Origin of the sequence: Moorena sp. SIO3I8 (genome assembly GCF_010692325.1) — a bacterium.
Lineage (GTDB): Bacteria > Cyanobacteriota > Cyanobacteriia > Cyanobacteriales > Coleofasciculaceae > Moorena.
Genome location: NZ_JAAHHW010000034.1, coordinates 26,811 through 44,973, shown reverse-complemented (window position 1 = coordinate 44,973; position 18,163 = coordinate 26,811). Strand labels below are relative to the sequence as shown.

Genomic DNA, 18,163 nt, shown 5'->3' with positions numbered 1-18,163 from the left:
TCATACTGACCTTCTCTTACGGTCTATAGTTAAAATTCCCTAGCTTGATTCACAATTATTGATGCTTTCGGGCTAAACTTTGGTTAACTAAGCCGTCATGCTGTTGGTAAAACCCCATTACCTTAGGAATAATCTGATTCAGATTACCGGCTCCCAAAAATAGGGCTAAGTCCCCAGGACAGAGAATTTGGTTCAGAAACTCTACCACTGATTCGAGAGTTGGTTTGTAATGTACATCCTTATGGTTAGATGCGATCGCCTGATAAAGGTTTTCCCCACTAATTTCTCCTAAATCTGGTTCCCCAGCACTGTATATATCACTGATAACCACCAAGTCAGCGTTACTAAAGGAAACACTAAACTCGGGGAGAAACCTCAGGGTACGACTATATCGGTGGGGTTGGAAAATTGCAATTATTCGCTGATCAGCGTTGACCTGGATTCTTGCGGCAGCTAGGGTTGCCTTAATTTCACTGGGGTGGTGAGCATAGTCATCCACAAAACTAATATCATTGCACCTGCCCCGCAGCTCAAATCGGCGTTTGGCTCCCTCAAAGCTAGCGATCCCCAAGGCAATTGCCTCAAACTCCAACCCCAAATTTCGTCCTACTGCTACTGCGGCTAGGGCATTGCTGAGATTATGTTTGCCTAGCAATTTCAGCTCCAACCGACCTAAAACCTGATTGCCTTCCCAAACTCTGGCGGTAGTGCCATTAGCTTCATAAGTTACATCATCAACGCTATAGTCGGCCCCCATATCTCGCCGTAGACTATAGCTGATATTCGGTTTTAGTTGCGATCGCACTGTCTCGCAATCAATACATCCCACTAACTTCTTACAGCGCTTGGCGAAAGCCTGGAATATTTCAACAACCTCCTCTAACTTCTGGTAATGGTCTGGATGATCCAGCTCAATATTGGTTACTACACCAATCTCGGCGGAGAGCTTAACCAACGAACCATCGGATTCATCAGCCTCAGCAACCAGTAATGGTCCATTTCCCAGCCTGGCATTACCACCGATAGCATCCACCTCACCACCGATAATCATGGTGGGGTCACAACCGGCTTGCCACAATAGATACCCGATCAAACTACTGGTTGTAGTTTTCCCATGAGTTCCAGCGACTGCTATACTGTAATAGTCTTCAATCAACGCCGCTAGTAAATCTGAGCGATGGAAAATTGGGCAACCTAGCTTTTTTGCTGCCTGGTACTCAGAGTTCAATGGGTTAATTGCTGTGGAACAGATAACTTGAGGCAAGCCTAAACAGGGGTCAGCTACAGATATAGTCGGACTTGATTGTGAGATTTCTGTGAGCGCTTTTGGATTCAAACTCGTGCTAACCCTTTTAGCTGCTACGTCTTCACAAGCTGGTGCGTTCCTGGATTGGAAAAATTCTAAGTTGGCGGCACACTGCTGTTTGAAGATATGAGCACCTACTGCTTGCAAACTTTGCGTGATATGCGTTGTCCGAGTATCTGAGCCGGATACTCGGAATTGGCGTTTTGCTAGGATGTAGGCAAGAGCTGACATCCCAATTCCGCCAATACCAATGAAATGAAATGGTTTATTACTGAAATCAACAGTCTTTGGCATTTTAACTCCTTACACACCACACCGCACACGCCTAATTTGCCAATAACACGCGCTATCATATCAGGAAAAATAGAGATCGAGGAATAATTTTTGATAAATAAGTACATCTGTACTGTCAAACAGGACAATAATACCTTAAGTTTGATAACGTAACTGTTACATAACTGATTTTTGAGTACCTAGATTATTGTCGTATATATTACACGTCAACCAGACTTCTCAATCCGGAAAAACGTCCCAAGACCCATAAACACCCAGAAAATAGCAGTAGAGCAGAGCTAGTGGTAATTTTTTGACTTATCTCTATCACTGCCTCCTTTGGGGGTAATGGACCTACATACCAAACTAATCGGTTGAGACTGGTTAGGGGAGAGGGGTTTGGGGATGGTGTGAGTAAAATCAGGTTGCCGAGGCAATATCAGATCTGTGCCATCCCCAGAGCGGACTCTCCTGCCAAAACTTCCAGCTTTAGGGTAAAGTATACCCATCTGGTTTAAAAACGAGTACATCAAACCACATAAGTTCAGTAAAAGTTTCAAATTGTTTCAGCCTTTGCGATATTATTGGGATCATTAAGAAAATATTTACTTTGAATTACAGAGGGCAAGAAGTAGTGATTAGAGTAGCGATCAATGGTTTTGGACGCATCGGACGCAACTTTATGAGATGCTGGCTGACTCGGGAGAATAGCCAGTTAGATATAGTGGGAATCAATGATACCTCTGATCCCAAGACAAATGCCCATCTGCTCAAATACGACTCAATGTTGGGCAAACTTGATGCAGATATCAGTTGTGATGAAAATTCCATAACAGCTAATGGAAAAACTGTCAAGTGTGTATCCGACCGGAACCCCTTGAACTTGCCCTGGGACTCTTGGGGTGTTGACCTAGTTATCGAAGCTACTGGTGTCTTCCGAGATCAGGATGGAGCTGGCAAGCATATAGCTGCTGGTGCTAAGAAAGTGCTAATCACTGCTCCTGGCAAAGGAGACGTCCCCACCTACGTCATGGGTGTTAATCATGAAGACTACATCCACGAAGGAAATGACGTGATTAGCAATGCTAGCTGTACTACCAACTGTCTAGCTCCCTTTGCCAAAGTACTGCATCAACAGTTTGGCATTATCAAAGGAACAATGACCACAACCCACAGCTACACTGGTGACCAGCGGCTTCTTGATGCGAGTCACCGGGATGTACGTCGGGCTCGGGCAGCAGCGCTCAACATTGTCCCTACCTCTACTGGTGCGGCCAAAGCGGTAGCCCTAGTGATTCCTGAACTGAAAGGGAAACTCAACGGTATTGCTCTGCGGGTGCCAACTCCCAATGTGTCTATCGTTGACTTGGTAGTTCAAGTGGAGAAAAGTACCATTGCTGAGCAGGTCAATCAAGTGCTCAAAGAAGCAGCTGAAGGCCCACTCAACGGAATTTTGGCTTACGGCGACGAACCTCTTGTTTCCTGTGATTACAGGGGTCATGATGCTTCGTCAATTGTGGATTCTAGCTTAACTATGGTCATGGGTGGCGATATGGTTAAGGTTGTTGCCTGGTATGACAATGAGTGGGGCTACTCTCAGCGGGTTGTAGATTTGGCTGAGTTAGTTGCCCAAAAATGGTCGAATTAGTTGTTAGAGCCTAGTTCGTAAAGCAAGAGACTGGGGAAGAGTGTTGATTCGTGATGGTTCATTGTTTATTGAACCAATACGTTGAACTTATTCCCCTCTCTCGCTCATCGGTCTCCCAATGTTGTGGTAGGTCTGTTTGATAGAATAATTTTCGTGCCTAGTTATCGAACAATTTAAGGTTTTGTTAGTCGTTTCAGTTGATTGAACCAGGCTAATTAGTCTGGTTTCAAAGAGTATATTGGCTTAGTTTTAATTAAATTTAGTTGTATTTCCTCGATTCCCCAAAATCACTAACTTATTGCATTTTGAAACAGCCCTGCTCCCAATGTCAGGGCTGTTTCATTTTCGTGGATTAGAAGTTGGTTGGGGTAAGGGTGACAAATATAGCACTACGGGCAAGGCAAGAGGCAAAAGGCAAAAGACATATGGTGTATGGGCCAGAAGCCTAAATTACCGACTCTAGCAGTTAAAATCAGGAGTAAGGTAGAAAACTACTATGTTAGACCTAAATCTTGAGAGTGACCAATGCCCTCACTTAGACGCTTGAAGCAAAAACAAGAAGACTTTGAAGAAATTTATGAAATATTAAGCGAAAAGTTGAGTAGGCTCAGGAGAAGGTACAATATTGAGACTGATACAGCAGTGAAGTTTAAGCTAAAGGAGGAAATTAAAGAATGTAAAGAAGAGATAGAGGAAATAGAAGAAAAACTTGATGATATAGAGGAAAAAATCGATAACTATCAGAAAGGCAATCATTCTCAGGCTATAGACAAACCTCAAAACGTTGATACCTTACATAAAGTTTTGCTCAAGTTGGGGTATTGGCAGCAACAACAGCTATTTGAAAAAATTGTCAGAACCCATCAACAATCTCACGGTGCATTTCTCATTCATGGTAAGTCTCGTGACTATGGTCAACGATGGTTAGCGAATCGATTAGCCTTTAATGCTGCCCGAAACTTGGCAGGGAAAACTATCCTTATTGATCTAAACCGAAGAACCTTAAGGACTGATATGTCCAGTATTTGGGAAGAATTTGCTGGTAGAATTAGTTTAGCAGAAGAAAGCTCTGCTGGTGAGATTGTGACTGGACTGTTAAAGTTATGGCAATCCCAGCATGTTTTGATCTGTTTTAATAATGTCGATGAATCCATTGAAGATAATTTGAGAGATTTAATTGATAATTTATGGACTGGGCTAGTTCAAAGGATATCCCAACATCAACCAAGTCAATTTAAGTTGTTAATCTTTTTTCTAGATTATCAAGGATTGGTAAAGTCATGGAATATTGGTTTTGTCACTGATTACCAACCTGATTTTAAAACTAGACTTCCCTTTGAATTACCAGAAATTATCCCCTTTTGTCGCGAAACCATTAGAACTTGGCTCGATTACCAAGAAGACTATTTACCAGAGACTCTTTCCCTTGATAAAGAGCAAACTGTTAAAATACTGTTGGCAAAGAAAGGCATTCCAGAGCCTACGTTTCGTAAAATTTGTGAGCTCTGCGGCTGTAATTGGTATGACCAGGAGGAAAAATGGTTTCGCCTGTAAATAAAGATTATCCTAAATACACCGGTCGAGTTCAACCCAAAAAGTCTGGAGAAACCTATCAGGGCAAACTCATTTATCCCTATCTTCCTAGCAAAGAATTAATAGACGCAGTGAATTTAGCGATTTACTTAAAGCGTCCACTACTGCTAAGGGGTGAGCCTGGATGTGGTAAAACCAAATTAGCGATCGCAGTAGCCTATGAGTTAGGACTGCCTTTCGAGGCTTGGTATATCAAATCCACTAGCCGAGCCAAAGATGGACTCTATACCTATGATACCGTGGGCAGGTTGCGGGATGCTCAATTGGCGGCATCTGGTTCCTTGACACAGGCAGAAAAGCAACGATTTGATCACCCAACCTCCTATGTGCGTCTGGGACCACTGGGACGAGCCTTTAATAATGACCAACGTACAGTAGTATTGATTGATGAAATTGATAAAGCTGATATAGATTTCCCCAATGACTTGCTTCTCGAACTTGAGGAACAAATTATTAAAGTTGAAGAAGTTAGAGTCGATGATCAAGAAATGGAAATCAGTGCCAAAGCCGCACCGATTATCTTGATAACTAGTAATGATGAGAAAGATTTACCGGATGCTTTCCTACGCCGGTGTTTATTCCACTACGTTAAATTTCCTAAATACCAGCAGATTGTGGAGATTGTCAAAGCTCGGTTTCCAGATATTGCCGATGACCTGACCCAAAAATCCGTTTCCCGATTTTTAGAATTGCGTGAATTAATGGCAGAGGAAACCGGACGATCTGCTAAAAAAGTAAGTACCAGTGAATTATTGGATTGGATTCAAGCCCTAAAGCAAGATACTCTGGAAGAGGCATTACGAAAATTATCCCAGAAACCGCTTCCCTATTTAGAAGTATTGCTAAAGAGTTGGGAAGCACATATTAGTTATCTCAGGCTAAGTGAGGATACGGAATGAATGAGCCAGCACTGCTAGAGTTATTCAATCGTCTCCGAGAAGCAGGACTACCCTTAGGGTTAGAGGAATATCACCTGTTGCTCCAAGCAGTGGATGGTGGTTTCGGTAAGGATGACCGCAATGCTTTAGCTCAACTTTGTTCCACCCTTTGGGTTAAATCTGATCAGGAGCAACTCATATTCCAAGAGTATTTTGACCAGTTCATCCCCGAAGATACTAGACAACAGATTTTACCAAGTACTACGGAAACAAGTCGATATCAAGAAAAGATTGTAGATAGATCAGAAGCTGATGATGCCAATACCAAAAAGCGTAAACATGTTCGAGGGATTCGATACATTATTTTGGGAGTTATTGCTTTATTAGTAACAGGTATCACTACCCCTTTCCTATGGCCAAAACCACTGCCAGACAATCCTGGAACCTTAAGCTTTTTTGATACTGATCCCTTGTCTAAATCCCTTGGCGATATACAAGAGAATGACAAAAATTCAAAAATTATGATTGCCCGCACTGGTGGCAGTAGAGGTGAGGTCAGTGCAACAATTATTATTGATGAAACAGATGATTATTATCTAGAAAAATTAGTTAATTATTGTAAATATAGGATATATAAAACAGATGATGATTGCATAAAATCAATAGACTCATTTAAGGACTTCAAAAAAACGTCTATCACTGTGACTTTTAATGATGGTAAATCTGGAGTGCAGGAAGTACCTCTTCCTATCTTAGATGACACAATTTTCGAGGGTGATGAGAAAATCACTCTGCGATTAACTAACCCTCAAAGGCAAGTCATAATAAGTCCAAAAGACACTGCAACTTTGACTATTAATGATCCAGAAGATAGAAGATCAACTGCTTGGTTTTATGATTTAGGAGAACGATTTGGTGCTTGGTGGGCTTGGTGGGAAAGTTATCTGATTACAATTGCAGGATTTTTGATCATACTGATTTTTGTGAAAATTGTTGTGAAAATGAGAAGTCTATGCCAAATAATTAGTGCTTCTGATCACGAAGATACTAAGGAGCCCATGAATCTACCCATAGGTAAACTTTCCCCTAATGTTATTCAGACCCTATTTGACGAAATACAAGTTGCCAAAGCAATCAAACAGCCTGACAGTCAGCTGGGAGAGACTTTCCTGATTATCAATAACGATCTTCCGGTTACCTATCGGCAAATGAAGCAAGGGTGGCGCTATCTGCGACATTTGATGGGAGAGGGGGTACCAAGGGAACTAGACCTGGAAGCAACCGTAGAGCAAATTGGACAACAGGGTATTCTACTCAATCCGGTACTAAAGCCTCGTCGCATTAATAAGATAGAGCTTTTATTGCTGATCGATCAAGATGGCTCGATGGTGCCTTTTCATCACCTTTCACAAGCACTGGTCGATACAGCCTCAAGAGGTGGACGTTTTAATCAAGTCAGGGTGTATTATTTCCATAACTGTCCCAGTGACTATCTTTACCAAGATCCATACCACTTAGAAGCAGTACCAATTGAAGATTGTCTGTCACAACTGCCAAAAACACGAGTAGTTTGCTTAATATTTAGTGATGCCGGGGCTGCTCGTGGACAGTTTAGTTCTAGGCGTCGTCGTCGCACCAAATTTTTTCTGAAGGAGTTAAAACACTATGTACCTCCCATTGCTTGGCTTAATCCTTTTCCCCGTCACCGTTGGGAATCCACCACTGCTGAGGAAATTGCCAAGCTAGTTCCTATGTTTGAAGTTAATCGTCAGGAATTTTATCAAGCTATAGAGACATTACGTGGACGGGATCGAAAATTCTACAACTAAAACTACTTCACCAGACATTATCCAAAGAATTCAATCCTTTAGGGATAAATTTGGTGAACCACATTTGTATTTTGCCTATCATGCGGCATTTCCCATTGCTCTGATGCCTGATTTGCTCTATTGTCTGTGGGCTAACTTTCAGCAAGATATACGAAACGAAAATTTAAAGATTCCCTGGATAGCGGTGGCAGATTTACTACTATCCCCTCTGTGTCATGAAGTGGGACGTGAATTATACGAGCTTGAGCCGGAGATGCGAAATGTATTGCTAGAGCAACTCAACAGTAATCCTCTATTTAACCAACATAATCATCAGCGCATTAAAACCCTAGCTTATTTCCTGCTGGCTTATATAAAACCACAACTCAATAGTCCCAAGAATTCTGTTCGGACTATTGCTCAAGCTCAACGGTGGACTGCCCTAGCATATATTGACCCTGAAGCAGCAGCTCGTGACTTAGCATTACAACTGACCCAATTAAGTCTAGCTCAAAAAACAGAGTGGGTGCGAATGTCTAAGCTAGCAGAAACACTGGCTATTCCCCTCAGGGAAGGGCAATTTCAGCCTTTGTTGACCTACCTTGAAGGGATGCGGGATTTGGCTCGTGGCCATGAACAAGCAGCAGCATCTAAGTTTGACCAGTTGCCAAACCCAAATAATCGCCTAGTCATAGCAGGAGTTATTTTACCTATTCCAGAATTTGAGGAGTCAGTTTGGACTATTAATACTGTTAAAGTCCCTCCTCCTTCCTTACATCCATTGGAGTTTGAAAGGGCTGAACTGATTAAACAACCTAGATTTATAGGATCGAGTTCAGAATGGGTGATCAATCGTGACCGGGGTCAGGCAGAGGTTTTTTATGAACAACTGGGAGAGAATACTGTATTGGAAATGGTGCAGATTCCAGGAGGAGAATTTCAAATGGGCTCACCAGATAAGGAGGGAGACTATCGAGAACAACCTCAACATTTAGTTAACGTTGCTCCCTTCTTTCTGAGTAGGTTTCCTGTGACTCAAGCCCAGTGGAAAGCTATTGCCAGGACAGATAAAATTAGGATTGACTTACCGTCTGCTCCCTCACGCTTCCCAGATAAAAACCTGCCAGTAGAAGGGGTTACCTGGTTCGAGGCAATTGAGTTCTGTGAGCGCTTGCAACTACAAACAGGTAGACCCTATCGCTTACCCAGTGAAGCAGAATGGGAATATGCCTGTCGTGCTGGCACAGCTACTCCTTTTCACTTTGGTGAAACCATTTCTCCCAAAGTAGCGACTTATGACGGTACTCAAAAATACCGTTCTGGACCAAAGGGTAAATTGAGTCAACAGACAACTGAAGTTGGCTCTCATCAAGCAGCTAATGGCTTTGGACTAGAGGACCTCCATGGTAATGTCTGGGAGTGGTGTGCTGACCACTGGTATGACAACTATCTTAATGCACCCGTAGACGGAACCGCTAGAATAACTAATGATAGAGTATCCCATCGAGTGATCAGAGGTGGGTCTTGGCTTGACAGTCCAAACGTGTGTCGTTCTGGCTATCGCAATGGCGTTCCCCCTGGCAATAAAATTATCACCATTGGATTTCGAATTGCTTTTTCCATACAAGCATAAAATTGAGATTAAATCCCATATAATTTAACCTTGTTTCTTGTAACAATAACCTTTTGTGTATCAATCAATATGAGTATTCTCTATGAACTTCAAAGTCGGAAACTCGGATTAATAGAATTAATGTCAATGAGTTTGTATGTTTATCTTAAGAACTTGAAACCTATGCTACTATTGTTTTCGACAATATGGTTACCTTTAATAGTAATTGAATCAGCTGTGTTATTTTATTTTAAAAATAATTTTTCAGGATTGTCATTGGAATTATTGGAGCTTGGTTTATGGGTTTTTTGGTTTTTGATAATAGAGATATATTTTATAGCCACATCAGTTATTATAGAAAATTATGTTTACGGAAGAAATACTAACTATCATAGTGTAGTCAAAAAAATATTTGCGAGCATATTTCCTTTAGTATTCCTATATTTTCGATTGGTTATTAACTCTTCTATACGAATTATGCTACTTATCATACCAGGTATAATTTATCTAATCAATAATCGATACTATCGGCTTGCTTTTATTCTCAGAAACCAAAGAGGAAAAGCCGCTTTTGCTTACAGTTGCTCTATAGTTAAAGGCAATTGGTGGATAGTATTCTTCTTTCAATATTTATTTAGTTTTGTTGCCTTGGTATTACAAACAATCTTTAGTAAATTATTGAATACTATTCCTTTTATCAATGATTTATGGGTTTACATTATTTCACAAACTTTACCCAGTTTTATCATAATTTGGTTTTCCCTTAGTACTCTAATTCTATTTCTTAACTTGGATTTTAATAAATAAAAATTTGGCCAGCTAATTACATCATAATCTACATGATTTAACCAAGCTTTTCTTCAATTTCCTCAATCTGCAACTCAAGTTTATCAAGTTCACCTTGTTCTTTTTCTATATCCATATCTAACTTATATTCAGTACTCGGGTCATTGGCAATAGCACGTTCATTACGCAATCTACGGAGTTTCTCTCTCGCTCTATCATAAGACTGTTGTAAATCTTCCAATTTTTGCTGAAGGCGACGACGCTTTCCAGATGTTAACCGTTGAGAATTAGTCAAAATTTCCCCCAATTGCCGTAATTCAGACCAAGATTGATTCAAAACCTGAGTAGGAACTAAAAATCCGGCTTTAACATTCTCTCTGCGCTTCTCTGCTGCTACTGCCATCCCCACCACTCCTGCTAACTCCTCATCCCACACAGGAGCACCGCTAAATCCTGGCTCAACTTGATACCCAGGCACTTTAATATCTTCTATCTGTAGCCAGCCTTTGGCATTTTTGTCTCGCAATACTGCCGATGCCCATACCCCATGATCATGCCCTTTGGGAAAGCCAAAAACTCTAATCAAATGGTTCCACAAATTCTCTGCTGTCACTAACTGCACTGGTTGAGCGGAGTCAGGTAATTTACTATTGAGCCTTAAGCCAGCAATATCTTCAATTACTTCAGTCTCGGAAACCGATTTCCAAAACACCACACTAGCGGTTAGTTTCTGACCGGGAGCAATGAAAGGAAAATCTAAGTGAATTGGTTCAGTAGGAGCGTCTTGAGTAGTTTGTAAAATTCCTAAGGCTTCAGTAATCACATGAGCACAGGTTAGCAAATAGCCGTTAGAGACTAAAAACCCTGCTCCCACAACTGCGCCATTACTATGATAAATTCTAACAATAGAGGTTTTAAACCCTTCAAAGGAATTAGTGTTATGGTTCGCCATTGACTTACAGTGGTTTGTAATTTCGGTGAGGTACTTTCGTTCTGGGTTTTAGGGAGCAGGGAGCAGGGAGTAGGGAGCAGGGAAGAAGCAAGAGGCAATAGGCAAGAGGCAAGAGGGAAAAAAGAAAAAATCCTGTATACCTCATGGTTATTAAAAACTCTGTATTGAGATTTACGGCGGTTTGCATAACTATCAGGTACACAGGATTGTTTTCCCTCTTACCTCTTTTCCCCTCCTGGGAGGGGTTAGGGGTGGGTTTCTGCTCCCTGCTCCCTGCTCCGAAGTCCCTAAAAACCCAAAACTTTGTACCTAATTGAATGGCAAACCGCTGTATCTTATTTAGATTTATCTTGGGACCATTTCAGAGTAATTTCGTAGCTAACCTCACCACCAACAGAGGTAAAGATTGCCCCAGCATCAGCCGTGAGCGTCAACCCAAATTTCACCTCTACTTGATCAGCAGGAGTATCAAGGTCACGCAATTTAGAAATAATCGTAGACGCCACAGGTTTAACCTTTTCCAATGCTTCTTCAAAGGACTGTTGAGCTTTGAGCACATACTTCCCGGAGGGTAAAGCTACCCGTTCAATGGCGTTGCTTTCTGGTTCTTCTACCTCCACCAGGAACGTAGTGCCATCGGACAATAAAAATTCAGCCAGCTGTTTTTCTTTCATTAAGCTATAAATAACTCTAAATAACTATATAGAATTCTACGACTTGTGAGGTACAAATTTCGGGTTTTTAGGGAGCAGGGAGCAGGGAGCAGGGAGCAGGTAAGAGGCAATAGGCATGCTAGCAATAGGCAATAGGCAAGAGGAAAAAAATCTTGTATACCTCATTAGACTAAAAAGCGCGATCAATAACTCTAACTAACTCTAAATAACTCTACTAGTAGGGTACGTTATTAACTCACCCTACTAGTTATCACATGCCTTATCACATGCCTTAAGACATCTTCTTGTCCCTGCTCCCTGCTCCCTGCTCCCTGCTCCCTACTTCTGCAAGAAGTCTACTATACTTCTCTTGCGATAAGTAACCACTCCCTTCACCCCTGACAACCTACCGTCACCAGTCAAGTCAACCAGCAAAATCAAAGTTTTATTGCGCAGAATAATTTTTGAAACCAAAATGCTTGATAATGAACTTCACGAATTTAACAGACTTAACTCAAGTTCACATCTACTACCGGATTCACTATGTCCTTACCCAACTTGATTGACAAGTCAATAGCTTCCGACCAACTCCAATTAACCCATCGGCCTCGACGTCTGCGCCGTACAGCAGCCTTTCGTCGGATGGTTCAAGAGAATCAACTGACGGTTAATGACCTGATTTATCCAGTATTTGTGATGGAAGGTCAAGGTCTAAAACCAGAGGTTAAGTCCATGCCAGGCTGTTACCGCTATTCTCTGGACTTATTGCTCAAAGAAGTAACCGAGGCATTTGAACTGGGGATTAATGCGATCGCACTTTTCCCTCTGATTCCCCAAGACTTGAAAGATGCTACCGGTACTGAAAGCTACAACCCGGATGGATTAATCCAACGCACCATCAGAGCAATTAAGCAAGAAGTGCCAGAGCTAGTGGTGATTACCGATGTTGCCCTTGATCCCTTTTCCAGTGATGGTCATGATGGCATTGTCACCGAAGATGGCACTATCCTAAATGACGCCACCGTGGAAGTATTGATAAAAATGGCCCTATCTCAAGCTGCAGCAGGGGCAGATATGGTAGCGCCTTCCGACATGATGGATGGACGCATTGGTGCAATTCGCAAAGCTCTAGATAGTGAAGGCTACACTGATGTCGGAATTTTGGCCTATTCCGCTAAATACGCCTCCGCTTATTATGGTCCATTCCGGGATGCCCTAGATTCAGCTCCTAAATTTGGTGACAAGAAGACTTACCAAATGGATCCCGCTAACGCCCTTGAAGCCCTCAAAGAAATCGACTTGGATATCTCAGAAGGGGCAGACATGGTCATGGTTAAACCCGCTTTAGCCTATATGGATGTTATCCACCGGGTTAGACAGCATACTAATTTACCCGTTGCTGCATACAATGTTAGTGGTGAGTACGCCATGATTAAAGCAGCCGGTCAGAATGGTTGGATTGATGAGAAAAAAGTCATGATGGAAACCCTGACTAGCATGAAGCGGGCTGGTGCTGACTTAATTTTGACCTATTTTGCCAAAGAAGTAGCTAAAATCCTGCAGTAAGGCATTGAACCGTAGTTAGCGCTCAGCGGTCAGTTATCAGCAGTCAGCAGTCAGCAGTCAGCAGTCAGCGGTCAGCCGTTGGCCTTTGGTTGATAGCTGATACGCGACACACTGATAGCTTGTAACTGATCGCTGATAGCTGATCGCTGACCGCTGAATGCTTACCTAGGCTGTAGTCTGTAGACTATAGGGAACAACACAAGCAAGCCTAGAGTTGATAGTCTAGAGTCGAGAAAGGAAAAGTCGCTAGGTTACACATAATATGGTGGTGAAGCAAAATGAGCTAGAGCAATGCTATAGAGTTCTTGAACTGGAGCCTGGAGCATCACCGGAAGAAGTGAACCAGGCTTACAAGGATTTGGCATTTATTTGGCATCCCGATCGTGTGCCTGAGGATAATCCTCGCCTCAAGCAAAAAGCTGAAGAAAAACTTAAGTTACTGAATCAGGCACGAGAAAAATTGCGATCGCATCATAAATCACCCACTGCTTCACAAAAGCAAGCTAGGGCAAGAACACCGTATCGGGATTATCGCAATCCAAATCCAAGACCAAAACCACCACCATCAGCCCAGCCAAACCCACCAAACTATTACAAATACAAACAACCAGAACGATCTAGAGCCCAAGCATCCACGACCGCTCAATCTCGGACCCCCAAGACCCCTGCTAACGCTAGAGCCCAACCATACACTCCCGCCCAACCTCGCACTCCCAAGACTCCTGCTAACGCTAGAGCCCAACCATACACTCCCGCCCAACCTCGCACTCCCAAGACCCCTGCTGAATCAAGAGCCCAACCATACACTCCCGCCCAACCTCGCACTCCCAAGACCCCTGGTGACTCTAGAGCCCAACCATACACTCCCGCCCAACCTCAGAATCCCAAGCCCCCTGCTGAATCAAGAGCCCAACCATCCACGACCGCCCAAACTCGGACTACTCAAGCCCAAGCTCGGACTGCCCAGCCCCCCGGTAACTCTAGAACCCAGCCATCCACTCCCGCTCAAACTCGGGCTCCCAAAGCCCCTCCTGACTTGAGTGGTGCTGATTTTAGGGGAGCAGACCTCAAAGAAAGAGACTTCTCAAATCGGAATCTCCAATCCGCTAACTTAAGTCAGGCTAACCTAAAAGACTGCTTTCTCCATCGGGTCAATCTTGCTGAGGCTAACCTCGAAGGTGCTAATCTATTTAGAGCCAATTTATTTCAAGCTAACCTCAGTAAGGCTAACTTACGAGAGGCTAATCTGATTGGAGCTGATTTGAGTGGAGCTGATTTGAGTGGAGCTGACATGAGTGGAGCTAAAGTGGGTTCTAATGGTAAGCTCTTAGTGAAACTGACAGGGGCAAACCTAAGGGGGGCAGTTTTGCCCGATGGCAGTATCCACGACTAATACCAACTCTGTAGTAGATCGATAGCAAACATAACAGCAAATTTCAATTATTGATCATCCCTTTCCAAATCTGGGAAGGGGAGAACAGGCAATCTCTGCCCTCGAAACACTTCCTCACTACTAATACCTGTGGTTTCTAACCATGAACCCATAGCTTTTATTGAGAGTATACCTAAGAGCATTGGAGCAGTCCCTAGACTTACAAAGAATTTTGTGGGCATTTCTAAATTAAAGAAGTCAGCAGACCTGATTTCTGGTATTTCTGGTTGAGAAGAAGACATCTGGGTTAATTTTAGTACAAATGAACTAAACAAAGCCGAAAATTTAACATCAGTTCCCTTGAGCAGAAGTTAGGCAGCAATGGGCTGCTACCTGAGTAGTATTGACTTGGGAACCGATTGTCATGTAGTCCTGTGAGTGAGGATTTCAACCTCTATTGTCAGCTAAATTAATTTTATTTGCCCAACAAATAAGTAGTCTTCAGAAAATTGTGCTTAAATCAAGGCGAGCATCTAAGATATGAAGAAATCATTCGTCCGTTACCAGTCCAGTTAATCAATTTGTGATGTTGGATGTCGATCAGCGTCTCCCAAAAGCTCCTCCCTCCTCCCTTGCCAAGTGGGCTTATTGTGCCATTAGGCAACCCGGGTTATCCATACGAATCCGTTTGCGAGGGAACAATTTGCACATTCTCTGTGAACACCCTCAGGGAGTAGAAGCCAATAAGGTGATCAACCCCCTGATCAAAGCCCTGAAACTGCAACAGGGAGAAGTTCAGTTTCCCCTAGACTTAGCAAACCCGATCTATCAAATAATTGTTTATGGGCGTCGAGTGGGGCAGAAACGTCCAGACTGGATTAAGCAAATCGCTATCAAACTACCGACCGATGATGCCACTAATGCTTATAACCAATCTTCCCAGACGTCTTTCGATGCCATAACCACTGATGCGGAATTAACTGTCTCAAACGAAAGTCTTGCCCGTTCTGGTTCTCCAGATGCGATCGCTCGTTATCTGAGTGAATCCCTCAGTTACCTAGGTGTCAGTGTTAAAGTCCGGATCCAAAACCAAGATTCCAAAGCTAGAAGATTTTCCGGGGCAAGTTCTAACCTTAAACAAACTAACCTTCACCCTTCACCCCCTAACCGACGGCTCTGGATAATTTGTAATTCTAACTACAGCCCCGATCCATCCTTACTATCTGAGTCCATCATCGACCGGTTACATTCCTTGCAACTCCAAGGGTTTCGAGATGCCGTGATTTGCTTTCAGGTAAGTGGCGAAGCCACTCCTGATTGGAAGCTGCGAGTAGATTTGACCCCTCCAGAAGAAGTCCTCAAGGAATGGGCTCGTTGGGGAGATGTAGAAGCAATCCAGCGGTTATTAAATCAGGGGTTAGCAGCGGTGGGAATAACCGTTCGGGCTATTCTTAAAGAAAGCACCCTACATGTATTTTGTAGCGTCATCCACCGCCGGAAAACTATTGCCCCAGAAAAAGAAACTGTAGTCAGTGCCATTGCCTCAGTACTGGATTTAATCGCTCCTCAAGGAATCCAGGGTGCAACTATTTATGGTGTAGACTCAAGTCAGTTCCCTAGTCAAACGTTACTGTCTCAGGAAGCTGAGTCTCTCCAATCCCCCTTTGGAAACAATGGTCAAGTTGCCAAAAATTCCTTACTGCCAGAAACCGAATCCCCAGCCTGGATTCACTGGCTCAACTTACCAGCAGCAGACCACCAGAGTTTAGGAGAATCCACCTATTCCTTAGCCCAAACAGGGCATCACAATGCCTTGACCTTTTTGTTGGAGCGCTTACTTAATCCCGACATTGACCAACGATTGGTAACAGGTGGAGTAAGGGTAAAAATTCGCCGTAAACAAGACTTGTTGCACATCATGAGCGAGGCAACGGTCTGTCCTCGAAAATCTCAGGTCACTCGAAAAATTACCCGCTTCCTAGAGCAGCTGGCTATGTCAGAAATTACTGGGTTACGGCTCTATGGACGTCGGGCTGGTGCTACCTCCCCCTCCTGGAACTATGGAGTTGATTTTGTTCATCGACAGCGTCTAGTCCCAGAAGCTACCCCAGAGTTTGCTGCCTCAGATGCGTACCTGAGTGATTTGGTAACTCCCACTGGGGAACCAGTACTGCGTCGTGATTTAACCCACGACGATCTCAACCAGGGTTTAAAAGGAGCAGTTGATGGTGTAGCTTACATACTCCAGCGTTTACTATGCTACTCTCAGCTATTTGTACCCACTGTAGAAAACCAAAACATGGCAGCCTTCTCAGACAAGAGACAGGCCAAGGGGAAATTATCTATCCAAGGCGTAGGAGTAGCCATGGTATGGGGCGTAGCAGGATTACTACTAACACTGATCACAGATTGGCGTTTTAGTGAGCTCCTACAGTCTCAAGCCTCACCGTCAGCGGAAGTAAAGGCAGTGACTAACTCATCACCCAAACCCATTGCTTTGCCCCAACTATCTTTGCAAAAAGGGGCGGGTCTTGGGACTAAAAACTTCAACACCTCTGGGTTTACTGCTCCTGGGGATACCATGGTGATTGTGAATGAAAACGGCAATGCCACCATGGCAGCCATGCTGGCTGCAGCGCGATCGCCCAATCCTTCATTCAATAACCAGATGTTAGATGAAAAGCTAGCTCTGTACCAACAACGCCTGCTTCAGAGTGGTATCCCTGATGTCCTGATTATGGGGAGTTCCAGGGCCATGCGGGGAATCGATCCCATTGCCCTGCAAGATGCCTTAGAAGAACAGGGCTATCCTGACATTGACGTGTTTAACTTTGGGGTTAATGGTGCCACAGCTCAGGTAGTAGACTTCATGGTTCGGCGCGTCTTAACTCCAGAGCAACTGCCTAAATTGATAATTTGGGCTGATGGGGTCAGAGCCTTTAACAATGGTCGAGTTGATGCTACCTACAACTCGATTATCGCATCACCAGGCTACGAAGCTCTAATGGCAGGAGTTTTTCCGAACCGCACTAAAGAACCGCCATTACCGACAGATACCACAGACCAACCTCTAGAGGTTTTGAATGATGGATATCAGTTCATCAGTGGCTGGCTAAATCAGTCAATAGCCAAAATTTCGTTAACTTATCCTCACCGAAGCCAGCTCAAATCCCTGTTACAGGAAAAGTTGGTTGACCTAGAAAAGTTCCTGCAACCAGACACAACCGAGACTGCCAAAAAGCCTCAAAATACATTATCCCCAACCTGGAAAATTGACTTTGATGGATTCCTTCCCCTGTCAACTCGTTTTAACACCGCTACCTACTACCAAAAACATCCTAAAGTTCCCGGTATTTATGATGGTGATTACCGGTATTTTCAGCTAGGAGGTCAGCAAGACAAAGCCCTAAGAAATTTGATGGAATTTGCCCAGAAGCATGACCTTAGTATCGTTATGGTCAACCTACCCCTGACTAAAGAATATTTAGATCCAGTGCGGACTAAATATGAAAAACAGTTTCAGCGATACATGTACAATTTTGATTTAGAAGGGGGATTAATTTTCAGAGATTTCAATAAAATGTTGCTAACTAAACATGACTACTTTTCCGACCCCAGCCATCTCAACCGGTATGGTGCTTACCAAGTTTCTAACCAGTTGGCTAAAGATCCAATGATGCCTTGGTCATTAGTGATTAGTGATTAGTGATTAGTGA

General features: G+C 43.2%; 14 protein-coding genes. 8 read left to right on the top strand and 6 right to left on the bottom strand.

The window, feature by feature from the left end:
• Window positions 1-55: 55 nt before the first annotated feature.
• Window positions 56-1,600 (bottom strand): UDP-N-acetylmuramate--L-alanine ligase, encoded by a 1,545-nt coding sequence (murC, locus tag F6K51_RS15520; protein ID WP_293021555.1) that lies wholly within the window; start codon window positions 1,598-1,600, stop codon window positions 56-58.
• A gap of 613 nt (window positions 1,601-2,213) precedes the next feature.
• On the opposite strand from murC, the gene F6K51_RS15515 reads away from it, so the two are divergent.
• The 5 genes from F6K51_RS15515 to F6K51_RS15495 all read left to right on the top strand — a co-directional run bounded on the left by F6K51_RS15515 (window position 2,214) and on the right by F6K51_RS15495 (window position 9,139).
• The gene (locus F6K51_RS15515) at window positions 2,214-3,227 is read left to right on the top strand and encodes a type I glyceraldehyde-3-phosphate dehydrogenase (protein ID WP_293021582.1); all 1,014 of its coding nucleotides are present in this window, start codon (window positions 2,214-2,216) and stop codon (window positions 3,225-3,227) included.
• 525 nt (window positions 3,228-3,752) lie between these two features.
• On the top strand, window positions 3,753-4,781 hold the full coding sequence (locus F6K51_RS15510) for a hypothetical protein (protein WP_293021554.1): 1,029 nt from the start codon (window positions 3,753-3,755) through the stop codon (window positions 4,779-4,781).
• Window positions 4,766-5,719: a MoxR family ATPase gene (locus tag F6K51_RS15505; protein WP_293021552.1), complete on the top strand. Its 954-nt coding sequence runs from the start codon at window positions 4,766-4,768 to the stop codon at window positions 5,717-5,719. The genes F6K51_RS15510 and F6K51_RS15505 overlap by 16 nt, the downstream gene beginning before the upstream one ends.
• Window positions 5,716-7,527 (top strand): hypothetical protein, encoded by a 1,812-nt coding sequence (locus F6K51_RS15500; RefSeq protein ID WP_293021551.1) that lies wholly within the window; start codon window positions 5,716-5,718, stop codon window positions 7,525-7,527. The genes F6K51_RS15505 and F6K51_RS15500 overlap by 4 nt, the downstream gene beginning before the upstream one ends.
• On the top strand, window positions 7,499-9,139 hold the full coding sequence (locus F6K51_RS15495; RefSeq protein WP_293021550.1) for a formylglycine-generating enzyme family protein: 1,641 nt from the start codon (window positions 7,499-7,501) through the stop codon (window positions 9,137-9,139). The genes F6K51_RS15500 and F6K51_RS15495 overlap by 29 nt, the downstream gene beginning before the upstream one ends.
• An 823-nt stretch (window positions 9,140-9,962) precedes the next feature.
• Here F6K51_RS15495 and F6K51_RS15490 read toward each other — a convergent pair.
• The 4 genes from F6K51_RS15490 to F6K51_RS15475 all read right to left on the bottom strand — a co-directional run bounded on the left by F6K51_RS15490 (window position 9,963) and on the right by F6K51_RS15475 (window position 11,695).
• On the bottom strand, window positions 9,963-10,856 hold the full coding sequence (locus F6K51_RS15490; protein ID WP_293021549.1) for a serine protease: 894 nt from the start codon (window positions 10,854-10,856) through the stop codon (window positions 9,963-9,965).
• A 4-nt stretch (window positions 10,857-10,860) separates the two neighbouring features.
• Window positions 10,861-11,001 carry a hypothetical protein gene (locus F6K51_RS15485; RefSeq protein WP_293021547.1) on the bottom strand — a complete coding sequence of 47 codons (141 nt, stop codon included), beginning with the start codon at window positions 10,999-11,001 and terminating at the stop codon, window positions 10,861-10,863.
• A 190-nt stretch (window positions 11,002-11,191) separates the two neighbouring features.
• Window positions 11,192-11,530: a CU044_2847 family protein gene (locus F6K51_RS15480; protein WP_293021545.1), complete on the bottom strand. Its 339-nt coding sequence runs from the start codon at window positions 11,528-11,530 to the stop codon at window positions 11,192-11,194.
• A gap of 36 nt (window positions 11,531-11,566) precedes the next feature.
• Complete coding sequence (locus F6K51_RS15475) at window positions 11,567-11,695, bottom strand: hypothetical protein (RefSeq protein ID WP_293021543.1); 129 nt, start codon at window positions 11,693-11,695, stop codon at window positions 11,567-11,569.
• Between the two features lie 357 nt (window positions 11,696-12,052).
• On the opposite strand from F6K51_RS15475, the gene hemB reads away from it, so the two are divergent.
• Together hemB and F6K51_RS15465 are read left to right on the top strand one after the other, a co-directional pair.
• The gene (gene hemB, locus F6K51_RS15470; RefSeq protein ID WP_293021541.1) at window positions 12,053-13,075 is read left to right on the top strand and encodes a porphobilinogen synthase; all 1,023 of its coding nucleotides are present in this window, start codon (window positions 12,053-12,055) and stop codon (window positions 13,073-13,075) included.
• A 268-nt stretch (window positions 13,076-13,343) separates the two neighbouring features.
• Window positions 13,344-14,468: a pentapeptide repeat-containing protein gene (locus tag F6K51_RS15465; RefSeq protein WP_293021539.1), complete on the top strand. Its 1,125-nt coding sequence runs from the start codon at window positions 13,344-13,346 to the stop codon at window positions 14,466-14,468.
• 47 nt (window positions 14,469-14,515) lie between these two features.
• Here the strand turns inward: F6K51_RS15465 and F6K51_RS15460 are convergent, their stop codons facing one another.
• A complete protein-coding gene (locus F6K51_RS15460) occupies window positions 14,516-14,749 on the bottom strand; it encodes a hypothetical protein (RefSeq protein ID WP_293021538.1) in 234 nt (77 codons plus the stop codon).
• A 401-nt stretch (window positions 14,750-15,150) separates the two neighbouring features.
• Here F6K51_RS15460 and F6K51_RS15455 point away from each other — a divergent pair, with 401 nt between their 5' ends.
• Entirely contained in the window at window positions 15,151-18,153 is a 3,003-nt protein-coding gene (locus F6K51_RS15455; protein ID WP_293021536.1) for a DUF1574 family protein, read from the top strand.
• Window positions 18,154-18,163: the final 10 nt, after the last annotated feature.